Genomic DNA, 21,117 nt, shown 5'->3' on the forward strand with positions numbered 1-21,117 from the left:
TCATTTCTCCATGAGTTGCTCATAAATTGGAATCAAATTTCTTATTGTTTCTAACATTTCTGTCAGAATATTCTCATCATGATTTCCATCAAATTTCTCAGCTGACCAAACACGACCAATTTCAAATTCCGATTTTTTCACTGCTGACAGGCGATTTATAGTTTCTGTCAGTACTGACAAATTATAAAATTCATCCTTCGTATGATTTTTTGAGATGACAAAATCTGATGGTAACTTTTCTAGCTCTGTCAAATTTGACAAAAGTCTGTCAGCATATTCTTTTTGAGCTTTTGGTTGATCGATGATTGACAAATAGACAAAGACATAATCCTTCCAAATCCCTAGTTGAAAATGTGGTTCCATCTTATAACCACGTGGTTTTGTAGAAATAGCTGCCCAAGTATTCTCTGGCGCATTTGTCGTTCTTCTAAGATGTTTTGCGATATGCAAATAAAATTGTCGCTCTGACAGATTTTCTGTCATCTCCGCACTTTCAGTGCTCGAATGTCCACTCTCGCTAGACGACTGAAGTCGTAAGTCGAGTCGCAGCACTGACAGAAATTTTTCACCGATTTCCAAGAAATCAGGTTGAATCTTTTCACGAATTTTACTCATTCTGGCCTCTAAACCAACGACATCAAATACTTCAAAAGATTGCTTAGTAAACATACCCTTCCTCCTGTGCCAAATAATCTCGAATCACTTGCTTATGACCTGAAATAAAAAGTGGTAAAGAAAGTGTCTTCAAATCCACCCAGCGTAATTCTAAAGTTTCTTCATCTGTGTAGGAAGTATCCAAAGGCGCTGTCAGTTCGCAAATATATACAATGTCAATGGATTGAACCTTATCACCATTGGGGTAAAGCACATCTTTCCAAGTATAAATACCTAATTGGCGCACAATTTTTACAGCAGTAGTCCCAGTTTCTTCAAGAATTTCACGACGAAGTGCCGTTTCAAAATCCTCACCCAACTCCATACAACCTCCGACAAAACTCCAAAGATGATTATCACCACGTCTTTGCATTAAGAGTTTCCCTTCAGAGTTTCTAATCAAAGCCACACAATAATTTAAGAAAATCTGCTCGTGACCTACTTTTGAGCGAATCCATTTAATATAATCAGCCAAATTTTACCTTCTTCAATCAAGTTCAGTACGCTTAAAATTAGTGAAAATAGACAAAGTCCAGAACCATGCTCTCGCACGAACCTGATATTTTCTAATTTTAGAACAAGCGCCCTCACATCTTAACTAACCGAGTTCGGAGCACTAAAAGCTAGGTGATTAGATAAAAATGGAACCTGTGCTTCGCACAGAACCACATTTTCCTAAATCACTACGCTTTTGGTCGAGCGCCCCTCACATCTTAACTAACTGAGTTCGTCCTCCTTGAAAGGTGTGAAAAAAGATAAAACATTCCAATGGACTGTATCCAGCTCCACGTTTCCCTATTTTTCAACCTTTCAGAGCAGTCGGACTCACATCTTATTATAAAAACTTAATAAATACGACACCAAGTAGCATCACAAGTACACCTACAATCTGTACTGCTACAATCTGATATTTTGGTGACTTCCACCAGCCGAATTGCTGAACAAGCATAGAACCTAAGATTTGTCCAATCAATCCCATAACAACGGTTAAGCCCGCACCAATATGTGGTACTGCAATAACAGTCGCAAGAACAAACAAACTGCCCAAAATACCTCCGAGGAAATTCCACGGTTTCGCTTGACGTAATTTCTTCCAACTTGGAAGTCTTCTATCCACAAGCAGTGCTACAAATAAAATAAGTACCGTTCCTACCAAAAATGAAATAAAGCTCGCTTCAGACGAATTTTTTAGCAATACACCTAGATGTCCATTAATTGCTTGTTGAGTTGCACCCATCATTCCAATCAAAACACCCCAAATTTGCCAGCCTACTAGCCGTTCTTTATCTTTTTCTACATTTGGTTTTTTGCGCAAATTAGGCAAAACAATTGCAATAAGCACGCCAACTAATAAAATCAAGATTCCACTTGCACGCATCAACGTGAAGATAATTTTGGGAGAGCCAAATAAACCAAAACTATCAATAACCATTCCCATTAAGATTTGCCCCAAAATCGGTAAAATAACAGTTTGAAGTGCCCCTAGACGCGGAAAAAGCAAAATATTTGATGTTAAATATATTGCTCCTAAAAGACCACCAAGCCATATCCACCATGGCTGAGTCACAATAAAGTGAAGACTAGGCACTAAACTTCCTGTCGTAACCAAAGTCATAACAGCAAGAAAAATCGTACCAACAACAAAAGAAATCAAGCCAGAAAGAAAAGGCGAGCCAGCATATCGGCGTAAGTCTACATTTATAGGACTCTGATTTGAAAGCAGAAAACCTGCGAATAAAGAAATGACAAGAAAGATAGACATGATTACTCCTTAAAGTTATTTTTTTTGTTCCTTTACTTCAAGGTTCCCAAAGCTGAAGTTTAACCAAGCAAGTGCGTGCTAAATCCCCCACCTCTTAGGTGGAGGGATAAGCAGCACTAAGCTTTGCTTTCGTTCTACTAGCATCAGTAGGAGAGAAAGAACCTCCCATCAATGTTAGCCATCAAAGATATGAGGTCACACCTCCGCTACGCTGTCCATTCACCACGGGTATCCATTCACTCTAAGCTGCTAAAGTAGTAAGGCGAAATAGCAAGCTCTGGTTTCGTTCTATTATTCTAGGGTCTTTGCGCTTAAGTGGTTGACTTTGGGAACAAAGATCACTTCGTCTTGCAATTTTATGAGATTGCGATTTCAAACCACTTAAAGCGGCATGAAATCGACAGCGTAACGAAGAAAATGCTGCTAAGTTAAAACTCCAAAGTTATTATTATTTTATCACAGTTTACTCACGATTTTCTCAATTGTATTGAGATTTCTACTAGTAAACTTTTCTTTATACTGTTTCTTACCTAAAATCTTTCCAAATGGTGTATGAAGTGTACTTCCAATTGGTACTTGCCAGTAAAATACATCTTCTACAACACTTCCAGCTTCTTCTATCGTTTTTAACTTCAAAAATTCCTCTAAAGCAAGTTTTGCAAAATCAGTCTGAGCAATAAAAACATAGATATGGAAATTTTCTTTTTTATTGAATGGATTGTTTTGTGCTATGCTTTTTAATTCGGGCGCAGTTTTAATAAAAGTAAATACGGGCAAAAAAGATAAATCAGGAAGAGTTGTAGGACTATCAAAAATAACATTTCCTGTATTTAAAATCGTCTGAACCGTCGTCAGCCCTTGGTGCTCAAACTCAGACTTCAAATCAGTCATTTTTATTTTGACACCACCGACATTGATACCACGTAGAAAAGCAATGTATTTCATTCGTATTTTCTCCACAATTCTCTCAAATTTTGTTCTAAATTGCTTCTATTCGAAACAGATAATCTCAAAATCGGAGTGGCTAAATTATTATTTTTCATTCTCATTTTAGGAAAATATTTTTGAAAATCCTTGACTACAACATAGACATAATAGTTAGTGCCACCTCGTCCAGCAGATTCTCCAGCTTTATATATATTTTCAATATCTGACCATAATATCGGCTGTTGGATTGGATTATTTACGATTTTTTTACAATAAATTCCCTCGGTAGTTGTTCTTATGTAAACTGGAACCATAACATAAACCAATATTCCTATAAAAAGTAACAGGCAAGAAATTCCAAACATATCCCATCTATTCCCAAAAGAAAGAACAGCAATTACTAATCCAAGGGCAATCATGAATAGACCAGACAAGCATAGCTTCAAGCTAAGACACATTTTTCTAATCTTACTCTCTTCAATCATTTTCTCAGATAATCTCTCATCTCTTCAAAGCTTACAGAGTTTATCGCAGCACGTCCAATTTCAGGTACAATCACTGTTTTTATCAACGTGCCTCGTGCTTTTTTATCATGAGTCAATGCTTCAAACAATTTTTGTTCATCCCACGGTTCATACTCGATGGGAAGACCATATTTCACAACCATTTGGCGAATTTGTTCTGTAATTCCTTTTGGCATCAATCCTTTTTCCTCAGCAATTTTACTGATTTGTACCATACCAATCGCAACTGCTTCTCCGTGCATCACTTTGCCATAACCCGCAACGCTTTCTACTGCATGACCGATGGTATGCCCAAAATTCAAGAAAAGTCTCACGCCATTATCTAACTCGTCATCAACAACAACCTTACGTTTCACATCACAAGAAGCAAAAATAATCTCTTCCGCATGATTTTGTCTTAAATCACTAATATCTTGAGCTTTTTCGAGTAGTTCCCACAATTTTTTATCACCGATTAGTCCACACTTTATGACTTCTCCAAGACCTTCTTTAAATTCTCGAACACCTAGTGTTGAAAGAACATCTGGGTCTATCAGCACCCCATCAGGTTGCGTAAAAGTACCAATCATATTTTTAGCGACACTAGAGTTAATTCCTGTTTTTCCACCGATTGAACTATCAACCTGTGCAGTCAAACTTGTTGGGATTTGTAAAAAATGAATGCCACGCATATAGGTGCTTGCTATAAATCCAGCTAAATCTCCTGTTACACCACCACCTAGCGCAATGATTCCGTCTGAGCGAGTCATACCATTTTCAGCTGCAAAATTCCAAGCGGCTTCCGCTGTTGCCAGCACTTTACTCGCCTCTCCTTCTGGAAACTCAAATACTGATACATCAAAACCAGCTTCTGAAAGGAGTGACAGAACTTTTTTTCCATATAATTGATTGACATGATTGTCAGAAATCAACATGATTTTTTGTGGTTTCCAAAGGCTTGCGACCCAAGTACCAACAGTGTCTAGGCTACCACGTTCAATAATGATTTCATAGGGGTGATTGGGCAAATTTACATTCAATTTCATTAAAAGTACCTCTTATTTTCAACTTCTATTTTCAGATAAAGTAGACGATTGGGAGTACTAGCTTCTTAGATTACTAAAGCTGTCACTTACCATCACTTTTATTCATAGCGTATTTTATCTCTAAGTTTTTGTTCGATTTTATCTGTTGGCATCTTTTTTCCAGTCCACATCTCAAAGCTTGCTGCTGCTTGATGAAGCAGCATTCCTAGACCATTCGAAGTAGTTGCACCTTGAGCTTTTGACCATCTCAAAAACGGAGTCTCGGGAACTTTATAGATTGCATCCACCACAAGACATTGTTCTGATAACCTGAGTTCATTTGGCAGGGGTTGAGACTCACCGTCCATTCCAACAGAAGTTGCATTAACCAATAATTGTGATTCTGTCAGCTGTTTTTGAATTTCATCAGTAACTGACAGGTCTGTCAGTAATATCTCTGTTTCTGTCAGTGCTGACAGCTTTTCCAAACGTGCTGACAGAGGTTCAAACGATTGTGAACGCCGCGCCAAAACATTAATTTTTTTGACACCAAGAAGTGCGGCCTGAGCAATAATTGCAATCGCTGCACCACCACCACCAATCATTGTCATTGTTTGGTTTTTGACATCAAAATCAAATGGTTCAAGTGCTTTAAAAAAACCAATCCCATCAGTATTATGACCAATCAATTCTCCGTCAAAATTAACAACCGTATTGACAGCACCAATCAACCTAGCTTCATCAGTCAGATAATCTACAAAGTCAATCACATCATGCTTATATGGCATAGAAATGTTCACTCCATACATATTTAAACGTTTAACATTTTCTATAATAGCGCCTAAATCCTCTGATTCAACTTCCCATGCAAGATAGACACCATTTTCATTCGTCAACTCAAAAGCTAAATTATGAATAAAAGGCGATAAACTGTGTTTAATCGGCTGAGCAACAACCGCTGCCATACGCGTATGTCCGTTAATTTCCATTATCTATCTCCATTTTCTTATAGTTAAGATTTATATTTCATATTGAGACTATTATCAATTCGTTGTAAAATACAACGACGAATTGACATCACTTCATGCTTTGTTCGTTTTATCTAGATAATTGCAGTTAGCACATCTATTTTGCCTTGCTTCTTCAACGAATTGTAGATTGAACTTCCGACTTTATAGAATTTCATCACTTACAGATATTAGCGAATTCGACAGCACAGCAGAGACAAAGCTAATAGTCACTCACAATATAAAATTCTATCGGATTTAAAAGTGGAGTTAGTATATCAAAATATTCTACAGATACACCTTCTTCACGATTGCCCAACTATTTCTTCAAGTAAACTTTTGTTTTTTGAATTTTATCATCTGTCAGCTCTGACAAGTCCCACAATTGAAAGAAATAACCAACTTCTCTCTGATACCAGATATAACACTCATCACTATCTAGACGAACTGACATAAAATAAAAATAGTACCTACGGTTTTGTAAGTACTATTCTATCATAATCTATACAGCTTTGCGCTTTGCAAAAACACGTTTCAATACACCGATAAATGCTGGTAAAAGTGAAACGATAACAATCGCAATCATAATAATCTCAAAGTGAGCTTTAACAAAAGGAATTCCACCAAATAAATATCCTGCGCCAAGAGCAACAGTCACCCAAGCAAAACCACCAATTAAATTAAAGAAAACAAACTTCTTATGGGGCATTTTACCTGCACCAGCCGTAAACGGGACGATTGTCCGAATGATCGGCATAAAACGTCCAAGAAAAATCGCCCAAGACCCCCATTTTTCAAAAAATTGATGTGCTTCTTCCATGTATTCTGGCTTCAAAAAACGACTTAACCATCGGTGCTTTGGAATAACATCTCCAAATTTTCGCCCAATTTCAAAATTTACTAGATTTGCCAAGAAAGCTAAAAGTCCCATGATTAGAATTAATAACCCTAATGATAATTTACCATTTGACATCGCTGCTAGACTACCAACGAAGAACAATATCGAATCTCCAGGTAAAAACGGAAAAATTACAATCCCAGTTTCAATGAAAATAATCGCTCCAAGCGTAATATAAATCCAAATATGACCGTTAGGCATCTGAGCAAAATTCGCCATCCACTCATTAAAAAAACCAAAAATCGAAAGTTGTGTAAACATTATCCTATTATATACAAATCCGAACTTTGTCAGTTGAAAATCGGCAGACACTCACATAAGCTAAGTCCACCATTAATAAAGCTCATCAGGGATTTGTCATCCTTCCCTTTATACACACAATACTGTGTGTTCTTTCATTTCGATGTGGGTTTACCACTTGCTCAATTTTACACTAAAATGCTATTTTTGACAATATAAGCTTTATGACGGTTTATCAGAAACTATAACATTAGAGAAATGTTAGAAAATCTAACATCACCTTGAATTGTGTATACATTTATGATATAATTTTTCCAGAATAAAATTAGGAGGACGAAATGAAGAAATTATTCCTTGCTCTGGCAGTATTATTTGCCACCGTCACAGCTTTCTCAATTTCCCCAACCAAGGTAAATGCAGAAACAACCGTAAAAATCGCATCAGACAGCGCCTATGCGCCCTTTGAATTTCAAAATGACCAGAAAAAATGGGTAGGTATTGATGTTGATATCATGCACGAAGTTGCCAAAATTAATGGTTGGAAATTAGAAATGAGTTTTCCGGGCTTTGACGCGGCCCTGCAAAATCTTAAAGGTGGACAAGTAGACGGCGTTATTGCTGGTATGACAATTACTGACGAACGCAAACAGACTTTCGACTTTTCAAATCCTTACTATACTTCAGCCCTAACTATCGCTACAACTAAAGCTTCAAAGCTTGACGATTACAGTCAACTTAAAGGCAAAGCGCTTGGTGCTAAAAACGGTACAGCCGCACAAACTTGGCTTCAAAATAATCAAAAGAAATATGGCTATACCATCAAAACTTACTCTGATGGTGTTCATATGTTCGCAGCACTAGCTTCAGGCAACATCGATGGAGCTATGGATGAAGTTCCCGTTATCTCTTACGCCATCACACAAGGACAAGATTTAGCAATGAATTTTCCTTCCATATCACTTCCTGGTGGTTACGGCTTTGCAGTAATGAAAGGTCAAAACTCAAATCTTGTTGATGGCTTCAATAAAGCTCTTGCTGAAATGAAAGCCAACGGTGACTATGATAAGATTTTGCAAAAATATACTGCCAGTGCTTCAAAAAAAGCTGTGCCTAAAAAAGCAGTTTATACTATTGCTTCCGATAATAGCTTTGCTCCATTTGAATTTCAAAATTCTCAAAAACAATTCACTGGTATTGACGTTGACCTTCTGAATGCTATCGCAAAAGAACAAGGGTTCAAACTTAAATGGAACTTTGTAGGTTTCCAAGCAGCAGTTGACGCTGTACAAGCTGGACACGCCGACGGGATGATGTCAGGAATGTCTATTACAGATGCCCGTAAACAAGTATTTGATTATGGAAATCCTTATTTTTCTTCTAACTTGACTCTCGCCACAGAAAAAACAGATGATAGTATAAAGTCATGGAGCGATCTCAAAGGTAAAACGCTTGGTGCAAAAAATGGAACTGCTTCATTTGACTATCTCAATAAAAATGCTAAAAAATATGGTTATACTGTGAAAACCTTCACCGATGCCACAACAATGTACTCCTCCTTAAATAACGGCTCAATTGACGCTCTTATGGATGATGAACCCGTTATCAAATATGCTATTAAACAAGGTCAAACCTTCAAAACACCTCTGAAAGCTATCCCTGATGGTCAATATGGGTTTGCAGTTAAAAAAGGAACAAACCCTGAGTTGATTCAAATGTTCAACAATGGACTTGCTGCTCTTCGTGCTAATGGTGAATATGACAAAATTATCGGCAAATATCTTGCCAATGATGCTCCCGCTTTAACACAAGATGCCAAAGAAAATACAATTGGTGGTATTCTTAAAAATAACTGGCAACAAATTGGACATGGTTTATTAATCACACTTGAACTTGCTCTTGTATCATTCGTTCTTGCTTTAATTGTTGGGATTATCTTTGGCCTTTTCTCAGTCGCACCAAGTCAATTACTCCGCGGAATCTCTCGCGTTTATGTTGACTTGAACCGTTCAATTCCATTGCTTGTTTTGACCATCTTTATCTTTTACGGTATTCCTAACTTATTGCAAATGATTACTGGTCATCAATCACCATTAAATGAGTTTACAGCTGGGGTCATTGCTCTGACACTTAACGAGTCATCCTACATTGCCGAAATCGTACGTGGTGGTGTTAAAGCTGTTCCACTTGGACAAATGGAAGCAAGTCGTTCACTTGGTGTTCCCTATGTCACTTCAATGCGTAAAGTAATTTTGCCACAAGCAATCAAAATTACAATTCCTAGTTTGATTAATCAATTTGTTATCACACTCAAAGATACAACACTTGTTTCTGTTATCGGTCTTGTTGAATTGCTTCAAACTGGTCAAATCATCGTCGCTCGTAACTTCCAAGCTTTCCGAGTCTATGGCTTAATTGGCTTGGTTTACATGATTGTCCTTCTTCTGCTCATGTGGGTTGGACGTCGTGTAGAAAAGAAAATGAAATAAGGTAGGCTACACAAGTGCTTGTAAAATACTATGGCTTATACGTTGTAAAAATCAATGATGAATTAACGTGTCCTAGCGTAACTCCATGATGAGATACACCAATTGCAGCCATCATTAATATAAAGTCTCATTGGATTTTAAACTACTTCAAGCACTTATGAGTCATAGAAGAAGATTGACTTTATCAGATGTGAGAAAATCAATCTTCGAATAAAGCTTCTTGTAAAACGAAGCAATGGAGGAAAAATGGGAATTAATACTCAAATCGAAGTCACTGATCTTCACAAATATTATGGGAAAAATGAAGTTTTAAAAGGAATTAGCACAAAATTTGAAAAGGGAGATGTTGTCTGTATCATCGGCCCTTCAGGTTCTGGAAAATCTACTTTCTTACGAACTTTAAACGGTCTTGAAGCAGCCACTTCTGGCGACATCATCGTTGACGGTTTCAATCTGACAGATAAAAATACTAATCTTAATCTTGTGCGACAAAATATTGGAATGGTTTTTCAACAGTTTAATCTTTTCCCAAATATGACCGTGATACAAAACATTACTTATGCACCGGTTGAGCTAAAAAAGGTAACTAAAGAAGAAGCCGAAGAAAAAGCTTTAAAATTGCTTGAAACAGTTGGTCTTTTAGACAAAAAAGATGCGATGCCCGAAATGTTATCTGGCGGTCAAAAACAACGCGTTGCTATCGCTCGGGCGCTCGCAATGAATCCTGATGTTATGCTCTTTGATGAGCCAACATCTGCACTAGACCCTGAAATGGTTGGTGATGTCCTTGCAGTAATGCAAAAACTTGCAGAAGACGGAATGACAATGCTCATTGTTACTCATGAAATGGGATTTGCACGAAAAGTGGCCAACCGTGTTATTTTCACAGACGGTGGTGTTATCCTTGAGGATGGTACACCTGAAGAATTATTTGACCATCCAAAACATCCTCGTTTACAAGATTTCCTATCCAAAGTACTTAACGCTTAAAATAATAAAATATTCCTATCCAAAGTCTGGTAGGAATATTTTATTTATTGGCTTTATACTTATCTGTAGTAGACTCTTTAAAATTGTCTATACTTTTGATTTTATAATAAAAAAACCAGAATACTGGTTTTTATTTTTTTAGTATTTTCCACAATTTAGCAAACTTACCTAAACCTGTGAGTGTTCCAAAAGCAACTGCTCCACCAGCAAATAGTCCAGCCGTACCAGCCACTTTTACTTTCAAGTTGTGTGCAGACGCTTCCGACTGTTCAACAAGTTTTTTTATCGCTATCGCATCTGATGACCGAGGGAGTTCAGGTTTCAGGGATGACGGTGCCAATGGCGGTGTCAGTGGTAACTTAATATCTTTAGATTTACTCTTAACTTCATTGTTTTGTTTGGTTGATTTCTCTTTTGTGCTCTGCTTTTTCTTTGGTACAACTACTGTTGCCGATGTTTTTGGTTTCTGTTCAGCTTGCTCATTATTTATATCTTTTTTAGGGTTCACTTCATTTGAACCTTTATCACTTGTCTCAGGTGCGGACACTTTTGAAACAATAAGTGTAAACTGCAAGTCTTCATTTGTGTATTTCGCATCTGCAAGTGCATCTTCTAAAGTAGCATATTGCTGACCATCAGCAGTCATTACTTTTGACACAAAATAATCTACTGGCAGATTAGTAAGTTTGGGCATGATAACCGCCGTGTTTACCTCACCTTGTGTATCATCAATACTAGGAAGTGCAATAGAACGATCAGTCACATCAGAGTTATATTGATAAGAAAAATGTGCTTTTCCTATAGGTATCTTTTTATAATAAACATTGATTACATTATTTACTAAATCATTGTTCGCCACAATCATAGGGTTTGCAGAAACAAACATATAGCCAGAAATTTCTGGAGCAAGATAAGAATAAGTATTTACATCAACAACATCCCTTAATTGTTTACCAAATACTGTAAGTTTATCTCCCACATTAGCTATAATTGTTGAAGGCAAAGTATTGATTATAGATTGACCTGTTTCTTGATCAAGATAGTTAACCTGAACATTCTGTGTTCCTTTATAAGCATTAAAATCATCACTAGTACTCGAATAGCTCAGAATCCCATAATTTCCTCCCGTTGCACCAATAACACCAAGTGACATTGAACGAGCAACGGATAATGTTTCTGTCAATACTGATAACGTTACTCCGCTTGCTGATGAAATAGTGTAAGTCAACACTCCTGTCACAGTACTTTCGTTAGTACTGACAGAAGTCGGCTGCCACTCTATCTCCATATTGTCAGTAACAGTAGCACCACTATCAGGTGCCGAAGCAGTCGCATAGTCTTTTGTAATTAACGTTCCACTACTATTTGTCTGACGAATTGCAATATTATTCGATGCCGCATTTTCTGTACCGGCTCCGTCTAAATCTACATCAGAGTTTTGATACAAATCTCTACCTACAAAAATTGAATCTGGCAAACCTCCAATGCCCAAATATTTCCCCACAACATTTGAAGTTCCATCCGCAGCAACATTTGTTTGCAAGTTATTCGCTATAAAATCTGTAGACTTTGGTGTCAAGATAAATCCTAATGAGTCGCCTGCAGCAAAAGGATTTGTACCAGAATGAGCACGTAAAGAAAACATTCCTGAAAAACTAACCCTCTGAGACATATCAATTGCACCATTAAATAGTGCATAGCCCGCAGCTGTTGACTGATTATTTACCAAACTTACTGAAAAAGGAGAGGTAGAATTCGTTTGAGCAGTACCTACATTTGTCCATAATGCTGAATTCGTATTGGCATTTAATGGATATATATGATTCCCAGTATCAGTGCTTTGACCTGGAACAAGTTGAGAAGTTGTAGTATCTGCCTGAACAACTTTATAACTAATATTATTCAAAAAGTTAAAAGGTAGCAGACAAACACACAGTAAAGCAAAGAGAATCAATTCTGAACAATGTTTGATTTTCTTTTTCATGCAAAAGTTATTTGTTTTAGAGCAATTGACATTATTGTTCAAACTTGAATCCTTTCTTTTAAAATTATTTTATTGCTAGACTGTCGCTTACTAGCTGTCGCGCTCTAAGAACGGTACTCTCTTCAACTGTGATTAAATCATGAACCTGTATATCTCGTGACTCTAACTCCAATAAATTAATCGCTTCAGACAAATTATTAACTTCTTCGCCTTCTAAACAAGCAATAATATAATTCAAACTTCGAGTATTAAGATATTTTTCGGGTAAATGAGGCTCGTCTAAAATTTTAGCCATCAAAACTTGGCTTAGATTTTGCACAATTTCGCCTTCTTTTTTTAGATATTTCTTCAGAAAAAACCGTCTAATCATTTTTTTCCCGATTGGCAGATAGTTTCTCATCCATAGCCATTGAGAACCCACACGTATGCCGTTCCCCAATACTAAAGCAATAAAACTAATTGAAAACATTCTCAGAAAAACTTCTGTGGCACCTGTTTCTGCTGCCAGCCTTCCAAACATACCAGACTTTCCCGTCATAAACCAAGCAATTAAAATTGATGAAATGAAAATTCCTAAAAAAATCGCTTGCCACTCAATTTGTTGAGTAACTCGGCGTTCATAATCTTGTTTCAGCTCATCTGCACGGTTTAAAAGTTCTTCTAGCTTTTTTAGTACATCAAACAGCTGATGACAATAATCAAGAATCACGGCGTCCCTCTCTATTTTTTAGAATTTCATATATAGAATACTCTCTTAATTTTAACATGAATGTCTTTATTTTGCAATCTTATTTTCTCGAAATAAAAAACACCTTCTAGGTGTCTTTTATTACTTGTGTGATGAGACGTTTAAGCGATTCAACGCACGATGAAGTGCAACTTCTGCACGCTTAATTTCATCTGATTTTTTCTCAGCTTTGGCAACTTCAAGTTCTTTTTCTGCACGTATCTTAGCACGCTCCGCACGGGAAACATCAATGTCACGATTACGCTCAGCGGAATCTGCAACAATTGTTACTAAACTATCTTTAATTTCAATGATTCCACCATTTACTGCAATATAATCCACATGTTTTTCATCATCTGGACGTCGAACTTTTAGCTCATCAATTTGCAAACCTGCAATTGTAGAAATCATATTAGGTAAAATACCAATTTCACCATTGGTAGTTCTAGCAGTAATATATATTGCATGGTGGTCATAGACCATTCCAGCGGGAGTAATAACTTGAAGCGTCATAATGTTTTCAGACATTTTATTCCTCCGATTAGTTTTTCTATGAAAATATCATGCTTGAAGCGTAATAACTCACGGATAATTTTTTATAAAACCATTCGTTAATACTCTTCATTCATACATAATCGAATTAATAGCCCATTGATTTTGCTTTTTCGAGTACATCCTCAATTGGACCTACACTACGGAAAGCATCTTCAGGGATTTCATCATACTTACCTTCCAAAATTTCTTTGAAGTCATGAACAGTCTTATCAACTGGAACATAAGAACCAGGTTGACCTGTAAATTGTTCAGCCACATGGAAGTTTTGTGAAAGGAAGAACTGAATACGACGCGCGCGACCAACAAGGATTTTTTCATCATCTGACAACTCGTCCATACCAAGAATTGCGATAATATCTTGTAATTCTTTATAACGTTGGAGGACACGTTGAACTTCCATAGCTACTTCATAGTGTTCTTCACCGACAATTTCAGGTGTAAGCGCACGTGATGATGAAGCGAGTGGGTCAACGGCTGGATAAATACCCATTTGTGTCAAACGACGTTCCAAGTTTGTCGTAGAGTCCAAATGGGCGAAAGCTGTCGCCGGTGCTGGGTCAGTATAGTCATCGGCAGGGACATAAATCGCTTGGATAGATGTAACAGAACCCTTCTTAGTAGAAGTAATACGTTCTTGTAATTGTCCCATTTCAGTAGCAAGTGTTGGTTGGTAACCAACGGCAGAAGGCATACGACCCAAAAGGGCTGAAACTTCTGAACCTGCTTGTGTGAAACGGAAAATATTGTCAATAAAGAGCAACACGTCTTGACCTTGCACGTCACGGAAATATTCAGCAAGTGTAAGTCCGGTCAAAGCAACACGCATACGTGCTCCAGGTGGTTCATTCATTTGACCAAAGACCATGGCAGTTTTTTCAATAACGCCTGATTCTTTCATTTCCCAGTAAAGGTCATTCCCTTCACGAGTACGTTCCCCAACACCAGTAAACACAGAAATACCACCGTGTTCTTGGGCAATGTTGTGAATCAATTCTTGAATAAGGACAGTTTTACCAACTCCGGCACCACCGAAAAGTCCAACTTTACCACCTTTAAGGTAAGGAGCAAGCAAATCGACAACTTTAATTCCCGTAACAAGGATTTCATTTGCTGTTGATAATTCATCAAATGTTGGAGCTTTTTTATGGATTGGATTACGTTCTGCATCTTCTGCAAAAGGTTCACCACCATCAATCACGTCACCTAAGACATTAAATACACGTCCAAGTGTTGACTCACCAACTGGTACGCTGACCGCTTTACCTGTGTCAAGGACTTCAAGTCCACGAGTCAAGCCATCGGTAGATTCCATTGCAATAGTACGAACAGCACCATCACCAAGTTCCAAAGCAACTTCAAGCGTAATTTTAGTTTTTACACCATTGACATCTTTGTAGACAATCAAGGCATTGTTAATCTCAGGCAATTTAGCATCAAAGCCAAATTCCACGTCAACGACGGGACCAATAACCTGAGTAATTTTACCAGAACTCAATGTTTTTCCTCCTGTTTTTATTTTCTATTACGAATACTTCACATCCCTAAGGTAGAGGACTAAGAGAAGAGTATAGCAGTAGAATTTCTATTCAGTTTTTAAATTTCATTTTCAAAAATATGCTGACAAAACAATAATTCTTTTTCATAGATTTTTATCAAGTATTGACAGAAATCTAAATTTACAATGCTGCCGCACCAGCAACAATTTCAGTAATTTCTTGTGTAATTGACGCTTGACGAGCTCGATTGTATTGAATCGTCAAATCGTTGATTACTGAGTGGGCATTGTCCGTTGCAGTCCGCATTGCGGTCATACCCGCAGCATGTTCTGCAGTCTTTGCATCAACAATAGAACCATATATCATGCTTTCTGCATATTGTGGTAGCAGTTGATTCAAAATTGTTTCACGATCAGGTTCCAACTCAAAAGTTTCAAGAGAATTCTTTTCTCCTTCTTTCTTATCAAATGAGATAGGTAACATCTTTTCCATCCGTGCATCGCTTGTTAATGAATTAATGTGGTGATTATAACAAACATAGAGTTCATCAAACTCTTCTGCCTGATACTCACTTACTGCTTCAGTAACAATTGCACGAACTTCTTCAAATGTGGGTTGATCAGATAAACCTCTAAGCTCATAAGAAACTTTTACACCACGTGCCTTAAAGAAATCTGCACCTGTCCCTCCCAATGCTAAAATCGTATATTCAGATTCATTTGCGTGTTTAGTACGAAGAGTGCTCATTACTGATTTCAAGATATTTGAATTATATCCGCCAACTAAGCCACGGTCAGAAGTAATCACAAGATACCCCGTCTTTTTGACTTCACGCTTAATCATCATCGGATTTTTAGAAGGACCTTTATCGGAAGAAACCAAGTCAGTCGTAATTTTACGAACTTTTTGCGCATATACTTGAAAAGCTTTTGCGTGCGATTCAGCCTTTTGCAACTTTGCAGCAGACACCATCTGCATAGCACCTGTAATCTGACTTGTTTTCTTTGTTGAAGCAATTTTAGTTTTAATTTCGTTAAGTGAAGCTCCCATTAGTTAGCCTCCTTATTTAACGTAATTTGTTGTGTTTTTAAAAGCTTTAATCGCTTCATCAAGTTTTGCTTCTTCTGGCAAATCTTTAGTTTCAGTAATTACGTTCAAGAGTTCTGCATAATTTGCATCGAAGAAATCGAACATTTTAGTTTCAAAATCAAGAACATCATCAACTGGTACATCATCAATATGACCATGTGTCAGCGCATAAAGAATCAGCACTTGCTTTTCAACAGCCAGTGGTTTATGCAAAGGTTGTTTCAAAACTTCAACTGTACGACGACCACGATTTAATTTTGCTTGAGTTGCTTCATCAAGGTCAGAACCAAACTGAGTAAATGCTTCAAGTTCACGGAATGATGCAAGGTCCAAACGAAGTGTACCTGCAACTTTCTTCATTGCTTTGATTTGCGCAGCACCACCGACCCGTGACACGGATGAACCAGCATCAATGGCTGGGCGTACACCTGAATAGAACAAGTCATTTTCAAGGAAAATTTGTCCATCAGTGATAGAGATAACGTTAGTTGCGATATAGGCTGAGATATCTCCCGCTTGTGTTTCAATGAACGGCAAAGCTGTCATAGAACCACCACCGAGGTCATCAGAAAGTTTCGCAGCACGTTCAAGTAAACGTGAGTGCAAGTAGAAAACGTCTCCTGGGTAAGCTTCACGTCCTGGTGGACGACGGAGCAATAGAGAGAGTTCACGATAGGCCACAGCTTGTTTTGAAAGGTCATCATAAACAACCAAAACGTGTTTACCATTATACATGAATTCTTCACCCATTGCAGCGCCAGCGTAGGGGCAATGTAAAGAAGTGGTGACGGCTGAGAGGCTGAGGCTGTAACGACGATTGTATAATCCATCGCACCCAGTTTACGTAAAGTTTCGACTTGTGTACGAACGGTTGATTCTTTTTGACCGATAGCGACATAGATACAAATCATGTCTTGACCTTTTTGGTTCAAAATTGCATCAATTGCAACTGATGTTTTACCAGTTTGACGGTCACCGATAATCAATTCACGTTGTCCACGTCCAATTGGAACAAGAGCATCAATGGCTTTGAGTCCCGTTTGAAGAGGTTCAAAGACTGATTTACGTTGCATAACGCCTGGAGCTTTTGCTTCAACAGGACGAGTTTTTCCTGTATTGATTTCTCCGAGTCCATCAACGGGTTGCCCAAGTGGGTTTACAACCCGTCCAATAAGTTCTTCACCGACTTGGATTTCCATGATTTTACCTGTACGTTTTACAGTATCTCCTTCACGAATTGATAAGAAATCACCAAGTACAATGATACCAACGTCTGTAGCATCCAAGTTTTGCGCCATACCAAGTACACCATTGGAAAATTCAACAAGCTCACCGCTCATTGCATTTTCAAGGCCATAGGCACGCGCGATACCGTCACCGACATAGGTAACGACACCAGTTTCAGCAACTTCAAAATCTGGTGTAAAATTTTCAATTTGTTTTTTAATCAGTGAGCTGATTTCATTAGCTTTAATTGCCAAAAATATGCTCCCTTCTATAAGATTTCAGCGGCGATTTTTGCCAGTTGTGTTTTTAGTGAAGCGTCAATAATCTTTCCACGTGAGTTCACAATGAAACCACCAAGAATTTTTTCATCGACTGTATTAATAATTTTTACTTCGTTCAAGTCAAATTTGGCTTTTGTCATTTCTGCAAACTTGTCAATTTGATGTTCTGAAAGCTGAACGCTTGAAACTACTTCAACATCAGCAATTTTGAACATATCATCTGCCGTATTTTTGATTTCATCAAAAATCTCAGTCAAATCTGATAAACGTCCATTTGCACGAACTGTTTCCAAAAAATTTGAAATTAATTCTGATGAAGATTGAAGCAACATATCAACAACTTCTGACTTTACAGTATATGAATAGACTTCACTTGCAAAAAAAGTATTCAAATTATTTTCTTCGAACAACTGAATCATTTCATTAACTTCAGTAAGAACATTTTCAAGTTGTTCTTTTTCTTGAGCGACTTCAAGCAAGGCTTTACTATATTTTTGAGAGTTGACTTTTGTCATGCCGTCACCTCACTATACGAGTTTTTATTCGTAATCTGAACATTCATTTTAATCATGTCCAGCCTCCTTACTCGCCAAGTTTCGCTAAGTAGCTATCAATAAGTTCTGATTGTGCGGTAGCATCAAGTGATTGTCCAATCAACTTTTCTGCAATTTGAACAGAGATATTGGCAACTTCGCCTTTAACTGAATTAAGGGCTTCTTTACGTTCTTGCTCAATATCTTCTTTTGCACGTTTTTTCAAGCTAGTTGCTTCTTCATTCGCAGTTGCAAGGACTTTTGCACGATTTTGGGTGGCAGTATCGTTGGCAACTTGAATGATGTTAGCAGCTTCTTCTTTTGAACCAGCAAGCTCTGCTTGTCTTTGTTTAACTAAATCAGCTGCTTGTTTGTTGTTAGCTTCCGCTGCATCAATATCATCTGAAATTTTCTTTGCACGAACAGCAAAGACACCAGTGATTGCTTTCCATGCAAAAGCGCGGAGCAAAATCAGCAAGATGATAAATGCACCACTCACGACAATAACGTTACCGAGAACGGTGTTCGGAGCAGCTTCTAATAATGTTGTTGGCAATTTCTACTCCTTTCTTAATGTTCTGCTATAATTTTGTGGCTAATGTAAAGATTTGTCAAAAGGACAAATACATAAGCTTGGAGGGCTGAGATGAAAAGTGAAAAGCCAATCCATGCAATAGCCAAAATCCAAACTACTGGGAGGATAAAAATATTGGAATGAATCATTTCAGCAATCAAGCCAAGCATGATTTCACCCGCAAAAATATTCCCATAAAGACGGAGTCCAAGCGAAAGAACATTGGTAAATTCTTCCAATATATTCATTGGAAGAAGAAATTTTGGTTCTTTCCAGAAGGCAACTTTGAGATAACCTTTGAAACCAAATTTTTCTACCCCAAGCAAATTGGCAAGGACGATTACAAGTACTGCGAGTGTCAAATCCACAGCTGAGTTCGCTGTTGGTGATTTCCAAAGTGCAATACCACTTGGTGTATCAATTTTTGTCATTAAGCCTAAGCAGTTAGCAATAAGAAGGAAAGAAAATAGGGTAAAGTTCATGAGAGAAAAACGCGGTGCTTCATATGGGCCCACATTCTCTTTAGAAATGCCGTTGACAAAATCAACGACCCACTCAAGAACATTTTGTTTCCCTGTTGGTTTGAGCTGCATTTTGCGGCTCGCCCAGAATACCAGACCGAAGACAATGAGGACGGTCAAGATAGTCATCGTTGTGACTGTACCGTCGAATGGAATAGGTCCGATATTAAAGGTCCATGTTGATTCCATACTTGTTCTTCCTTTCTGTATTTAAAATTTCCATATTAGAAAATTTTATTGGAAAAGGAATGCCATAGCAAGGGCAATGAAGAATGTACCTTCAACGAAGGCAATACCCATGAACATTGAACCACGAAGTTTTCCTTCAAGTTCTGGCTGGCGTGCAACTGATTTCAAAAAGCTTGATACAATCAAACCATCCCCAATAGCTGCGCCGAGTGCTGCTGTACCAATAGCAAGTGCTGCGATGTCTCCATGCATTATAAGTTCCTCTTTTCTATTTCGCGATTTTCGCAATTTTATTTACTAAGAAATTCTACTACTATTCATAGTTTTTGTCAAAGACTAGCTTGAAATTTTCATAGTTTTTCATCAATTATATCTTTTTTGTCTTTGAAAGCGTTTGTTCTTTTTGAATTTATGTTTATTATCCGCTTTTTTATGGGAATCACTAGATGTTAACATATGTTTTTCATTTTTGTTAATAGCATTAAAGATTTTATATTAAACGTTCTTCTTGGACATAGTTTATAGGAAGCCATTTTAGAACTTCTTCGATATATTTTGTCCAATAGTACCAGTCATGTGTACCAGAAGATTTTTCATAAGTCGTATCATAACCAAAACGCTTTAACTCACTAACAGCAAATTCATTTCCTGAAAATAACTCATCTTGTTCACCACACCAAACATAAAGTTTTGGTTTTTCTTCTTGTTTGCGTGCTCGTGCTGCTAAAGCAAGAATTTCATTGTCAGAGTTTTTGAACTGCTCCCATGTTCCAAAAATTCCTCCCCAATACTCTGGATTTTCTTCAAAACGTCCTTCCATACCATTAAAAGTGAGGACTCCAGAAAGACTCGCAATATGACTAAAGTGATTAGTTCCAAGTCCTAATCTAAATGCCCCATATCCTCCCATTGAAAGTCCTGCAATAAAGTTCTTATCACGCTTGGTAGAGAGGTTAGGAAAGAAATTTTGAATAACTTTGGGAAGTTCAATTGCGATTGCATCAAAGTAGTTCATCCCATAAGTCGTATTGACATAAAATCCTAAATCTGTTGATGGCATAATAATGGCGATATTTGTATGACGAACAAGCCGATCAAGACCTGTACGCGCAAGCCAAGAGTTTTCATTACCACTCATTCCATGAAGAAGATAAAGAACAGGAATATCAGTATTCTTAAAACCAGAAACTTTACTGGCTTCAGGGTAGATAATTTTGACATTACGATTCATGCCAAGAACTTCTGAATAGTATTCAAGATTAATTATTGCCATATCCATACCGACACTTTTACTTGAATTGTATTTAAAAATTTGACTTTAACACTTTCTATTGCTATTCAACTTACTGTTTTGGAAATCTCATAATAATTTTGTTACTATGTGTAATCGCAGTAGCAACTAGTAAAATTCGATGAATTTTAAAGTAGACCTAGTATAGATTTGGTGTT

General features: G+C 37.4%; 21 protein-coding genes and 1 pseudogene. 2 read left to right on the forward strand and 20 right to left on the reverse strand.

Annotation, left to right across the window (positions count from 1 at the left end; all coding sequences use genetic code 11):
• From D7I46_RS06595 to D7I46_RS06630, 8 genes are all read right to left on the reverse strand, one after another.
• A complete protein-coding gene (locus D7I46_RS06595) occupies nt 1-669 on the reverse strand; it encodes a DUF1054 domain-containing protein (RefSeq protein WP_120772179.1) in 669 nt (222 codons plus the stop codon).
• Nucleotides 659-1,129, reverse strand: coding sequence for an NUDIX domain-containing protein (locus D7I46_RS06600; RefSeq protein WP_120772180.1), 471 nt, complete (start codon nt 1,127-1,129; stop codon nt 659-661). Before D7I46_RS06600 ends, D7I46_RS06595 begins: the two co-directional genes overlap by 11 nt.
• A gap of 360 nt (nt 1,130-1,489) precedes the next feature.
• A complete protein-coding gene (locus tag D7I46_RS06605) occupies nt 1,490-2,416 on the reverse strand; it encodes a DMT family transporter (RefSeq protein ID WP_120772181.1) in 927 nt (308 codons plus the stop codon).
• A gap of 456 nt (nt 2,417-2,872) precedes the next feature.
• Complete coding sequence (locus D7I46_RS06610) at nt 2,873-3,361, reverse strand: DUF1697 domain-containing protein (RefSeq protein WP_120772182.1); 489 nt, start codon at nt 3,359-3,361, stop codon at nt 2,873-2,875.
• Nucleotides 3,358-3,828, reverse strand: a complete 471-nt coding sequence (locus D7I46_RS06615; protein ID WP_120772183.1) for a hypothetical protein — start codon at nt 3,826-3,828, stop codon at nt 3,358-3,360. Before D7I46_RS06615 ends, D7I46_RS06610 begins: the two co-directional genes overlap by 4 nt.
• On the reverse strand, nt 3,825-4,892 hold the full coding sequence (gene aroB, locus D7I46_RS06620; protein ID WP_120772184.1) for a 3-dehydroquinate synthase: 1,068 nt from the start codon (nt 4,890-4,892) through the stop codon (nt 3,825-3,827). Before aroB ends, D7I46_RS06615 begins: the two co-directional genes overlap by 4 nt.
• A gap of 98 nt (nt 4,893-4,990) precedes the next feature.
• Nucleotides 4,991-5,860, reverse strand: coding sequence for a shikimate dehydrogenase (locus D7I46_RS06625; protein WP_120772185.1), 870 nt, complete (start codon nt 5,858-5,860; stop codon nt 4,991-4,993).
• 520 nt (nt 5,861-6,380) lie between these two features.
• Nucleotides 6,381-7,037: a VTT domain-containing protein gene (locus D7I46_RS06630; RefSeq protein WP_120772186.1), complete on the reverse strand. Its 657-nt coding sequence runs from the start codon at nt 7,035-7,037 to the stop codon at nt 6,381-6,383.
• A 317-nt stretch (nt 7,038-7,354) separates the two neighbouring features.
• Between D7I46_RS06630 and D7I46_RS06635 the strand changes: the two genes are divergently transcribed.
• Both D7I46_RS06635 and D7I46_RS06640 read left to right on the forward strand, forming a co-directional pair.
• Nucleotides 7,355-9,502 (forward strand): amino acid ABC transporter substrate-binding protein/permease, encoded by a 2,148-nt coding sequence (locus D7I46_RS06635; protein WP_120772187.1) that lies wholly within the window; start codon nt 7,355-7,357, stop codon nt 9,500-9,502.
• 246 nt (nt 9,503-9,748) lie between these two features.
• Nucleotides 9,749-10,492: an amino acid ABC transporter ATP-binding protein gene (locus D7I46_RS06640; protein ID WP_120772188.1), complete on the forward strand. Its 744-nt coding sequence runs from the start codon at nt 9,749-9,751 to the stop codon at nt 10,490-10,492.
• A 130-nt stretch (nt 10,493-10,622) separates the two neighbouring features.
• Here D7I46_RS06640 and D7I46_RS06645 read toward each other — a convergent pair whose 3' ends face one another.
• The 12 genes and pseudogenes from D7I46_RS06645 to D7I46_RS06695 all read right to left on the reverse strand — a co-directional run bounded on the left by D7I46_RS06645 (nt 10,623) and on the right by D7I46_RS06695 (nt 20,941).
• Nucleotides 10,623-12,398, reverse strand: coding sequence for an L-type lectin family protein (locus D7I46_RS06645; RefSeq protein WP_240424367.1), 1,776 nt, complete (start codon nt 12,396-12,398; stop codon nt 10,623-10,625).
• A 142-nt stretch (nt 12,399-12,540) separates the two neighbouring features.
• Nucleotides 12,541-13,185 carry a hypothetical protein gene (locus D7I46_RS06650; RefSeq protein ID WP_120772190.1) on the reverse strand — a complete coding sequence of 215 codons (645 nt, stop codon included), beginning with the start codon at nt 13,183-13,185 and terminating at the stop codon, nt 12,541-12,543.
• 120 nt (nt 13,186-13,305) lie between these two features.
• The gene (locus tag D7I46_RS06655) at nt 13,306-13,731 is read right to left on the reverse strand and encodes a F0F1 ATP synthase subunit epsilon (RefSeq protein WP_120772191.1); all 426 of its coding nucleotides are present in this window, start codon (nt 13,729-13,731) and stop codon (nt 13,306-13,308) included.
• A gap of 112 nt (nt 13,732-13,843) precedes the next feature.
• The gene (atpD, locus tag D7I46_RS06660) at nt 13,844-15,253 is read right to left on the reverse strand and encodes a F0F1 ATP synthase subunit beta (protein WP_120772192.1); all 1,410 of its coding nucleotides are present in this window, start codon (nt 15,251-15,253) and stop codon (nt 13,844-13,846) included.
• 181 nt (nt 15,254-15,434) lie between these two features.
• Entirely contained in the window at nt 15,435-16,304 is an 870-nt protein-coding gene (locus D7I46_RS06665) for a F0F1 ATP synthase subunit gamma (protein WP_120772193.1), read from the reverse strand.
• A gap of 12 nt (nt 16,305-16,316) precedes the next feature.
• Nucleotides 16,317-16,703 (reverse strand): F0F1 ATP synthase subunit alpha, encoded by a 387-nt coding sequence (locus D7I46_RS13790; protein ID WP_420844014.1) that lies wholly within the window; start codon nt 16,701-16,703, stop codon nt 16,317-16,319.
• Between the two features lie 90 nt (nt 16,704-16,793).
• Nucleotides 16,794-17,824 (reverse strand): annotated as a pseudogene (gene atpA / locus D7I46_RS06670) (F0F1 ATP synthase subunit alpha); the annotation flags it as partial.
• Nucleotides 17,825-17,838: 14 nt separating this feature from the next.
• On the reverse strand, nt 17,839-18,366 hold the full coding sequence (locus D7I46_RS06675) for a F0F1 ATP synthase subunit delta (RefSeq protein WP_120772194.1): 528 nt from the start codon (nt 18,364-18,366) through the stop codon (nt 17,839-17,841).
• A 67-nt stretch (nt 18,367-18,433) separates the two neighbouring features.
• A complete protein-coding gene (gene atpF / locus D7I46_RS06680; RefSeq protein ID WP_120772195.1) occupies nt 18,434-18,940 on the reverse strand; it encodes a F0F1 ATP synthase subunit B in 507 nt (168 codons plus the stop codon).
• A 14-nt stretch (nt 18,941-18,954) separates the two neighbouring features.
• Entirely contained in the window at nt 18,955-19,668 is a 714-nt protein-coding gene (gene atpB / locus D7I46_RS06685) for a F0F1 ATP synthase subunit A (RefSeq protein ID WP_120772196.1), read from the reverse strand.
• A 45-nt stretch (nt 19,669-19,713) separates the two neighbouring features.
• Nucleotides 19,714-19,920 carry a F0F1 ATP synthase subunit C gene (locus D7I46_RS06690; protein ID WP_120772197.1) on the reverse strand — a complete coding sequence of 69 codons (207 nt, stop codon included), beginning with the start codon at nt 19,918-19,920 and terminating at the stop codon, nt 19,714-19,716.
• 238 nt (nt 19,921-20,158) lie between these two features.
• Nucleotides 20,159-20,941: an alpha/beta hydrolase gene (locus D7I46_RS06695; protein ID WP_120773311.1), complete on the reverse strand. Its 783-nt coding sequence runs from the start codon at nt 20,939-20,941 to the stop codon at nt 20,159-20,161.
• Nucleotides 20,942-21,117 lie beyond the last annotated feature (176 nt).

The organism is Lactococcus allomyrinae, assembly GCF_003627095.1.
Taxonomy (GTDB): Bacteria; Bacillota; Bacilli; order Lactobacillales; family Streptococcaceae; genus Lactococcus; species Lactococcus allomyrinae.

What these genes read in the sequence shown, in the direction of transcription:
- D7I46_RS06595 (WP_120772179.1), bottom strand. Translation starts at nt 669, where the DNA reads ATGTTTACTAAGCAATCTTTTGAAGTATTTGATGTCGTTGGTTTAGAG.
- D7I46_RS06605 (WP_120772181.1), bottom strand. Translation starts at nt 2,416, where the DNA reads ATGTCTATCTTTCTTGTCATTTCTTTATTCGCAGGTTTTCTGCTTTCA.
- D7I46_RS06610 (WP_120772182.1), bottom strand. Translation starts at nt 3,361, where the DNA reads ATGAAATACATTGCTTTTCTACGTGGTATCAATGTCGGTGGTGTCAAA.
- D7I46_RS06615 (WP_120772183.1), bottom strand. Translation starts at nt 3,828, where the DNA reads ATGATTGAAGAGAGTAAGATTAGAAAAATGTGTCTTAGCTTGAAGCTA.
- aroB (WP_120772184.1), bottom strand. Translation starts at nt 4,892, where the DNA reads ATGAAATTGAATGTAAATTTGCCCAATCACCCCTATGAAATCATTATT.
- D7I46_RS06625 (WP_120772185.1), bottom strand. Translation starts at nt 5,860, where the DNA reads ATGGAAATTAACGGACATACGCGTATGGCAGCGGTTGTTGCTCAGCCG.
- D7I46_RS06630 (WP_120772186.1), bottom strand. Translation starts at nt 7,037, where the DNA reads ATGTTTACACAACTTTCGATTTTTGGTTTTTTTAATGAGTGGATGGCG.
- D7I46_RS06635 (WP_120772187.1), top strand. Translation starts at nt 7,355, where the DNA reads ATGAAGAAATTATTCCTTGCTCTGGCAGTATTATTTGCCACCGTCACA.
- D7I46_RS06640 (WP_120772188.1), top strand. Translation starts at nt 9,749, where the DNA reads ATGGGAATTAATACTCAAATCGAAGTCACTGATCTTCACAAATATTAT.
- D7I46_RS06655 (WP_120772191.1), bottom strand. Translation starts at nt 13,731, where the DNA reads ATGTCTGAAAACATTATGACGCTTCAAGTTATTACTCCCGCTGGAATG.
- D7I46_RS06665 (WP_120772193.1), bottom strand. Translation starts at nt 16,304, where the DNA reads ATGGGAGCTTCACTTAACGAAATTAAAACTAAAATTGCTTCAACAAAG.
- D7I46_RS13790 (WP_420844014.1), bottom strand. Translation starts at nt 16,703, where the DNA reads ATGAAGAAAGTTGCAGGTACACTTCGTTTGGACCTTGCATCATTCCGT.
- D7I46_RS06675 (WP_120772194.1), bottom strand. Translation starts at nt 18,366, where the DNA reads ATGACAAAAGTCAACTCTCAAAAATATAGTAAAGCCTTGCTTGAAGTC.
- atpB (WP_120772196.1), bottom strand. Translation starts at nt 19,668, where the DNA reads ATGGAATCAACATGGACCTTTAATATCGGACCTATTCCATTCGACGGT.
- D7I46_RS06690 (WP_120772197.1), bottom strand. Translation starts at nt 19,920, where the DNA reads ATGCATGGAGACATCGCAGCACTTGCTATTGGTACAGCAGCACTCGGC.
- D7I46_RS06695 (WP_120773311.1), bottom strand. Translation starts at nt 20,941, where the DNA reads ATGGCAATAATTAATCTTGAATACTATTCAGAAGTTCTTGGCATGAAT.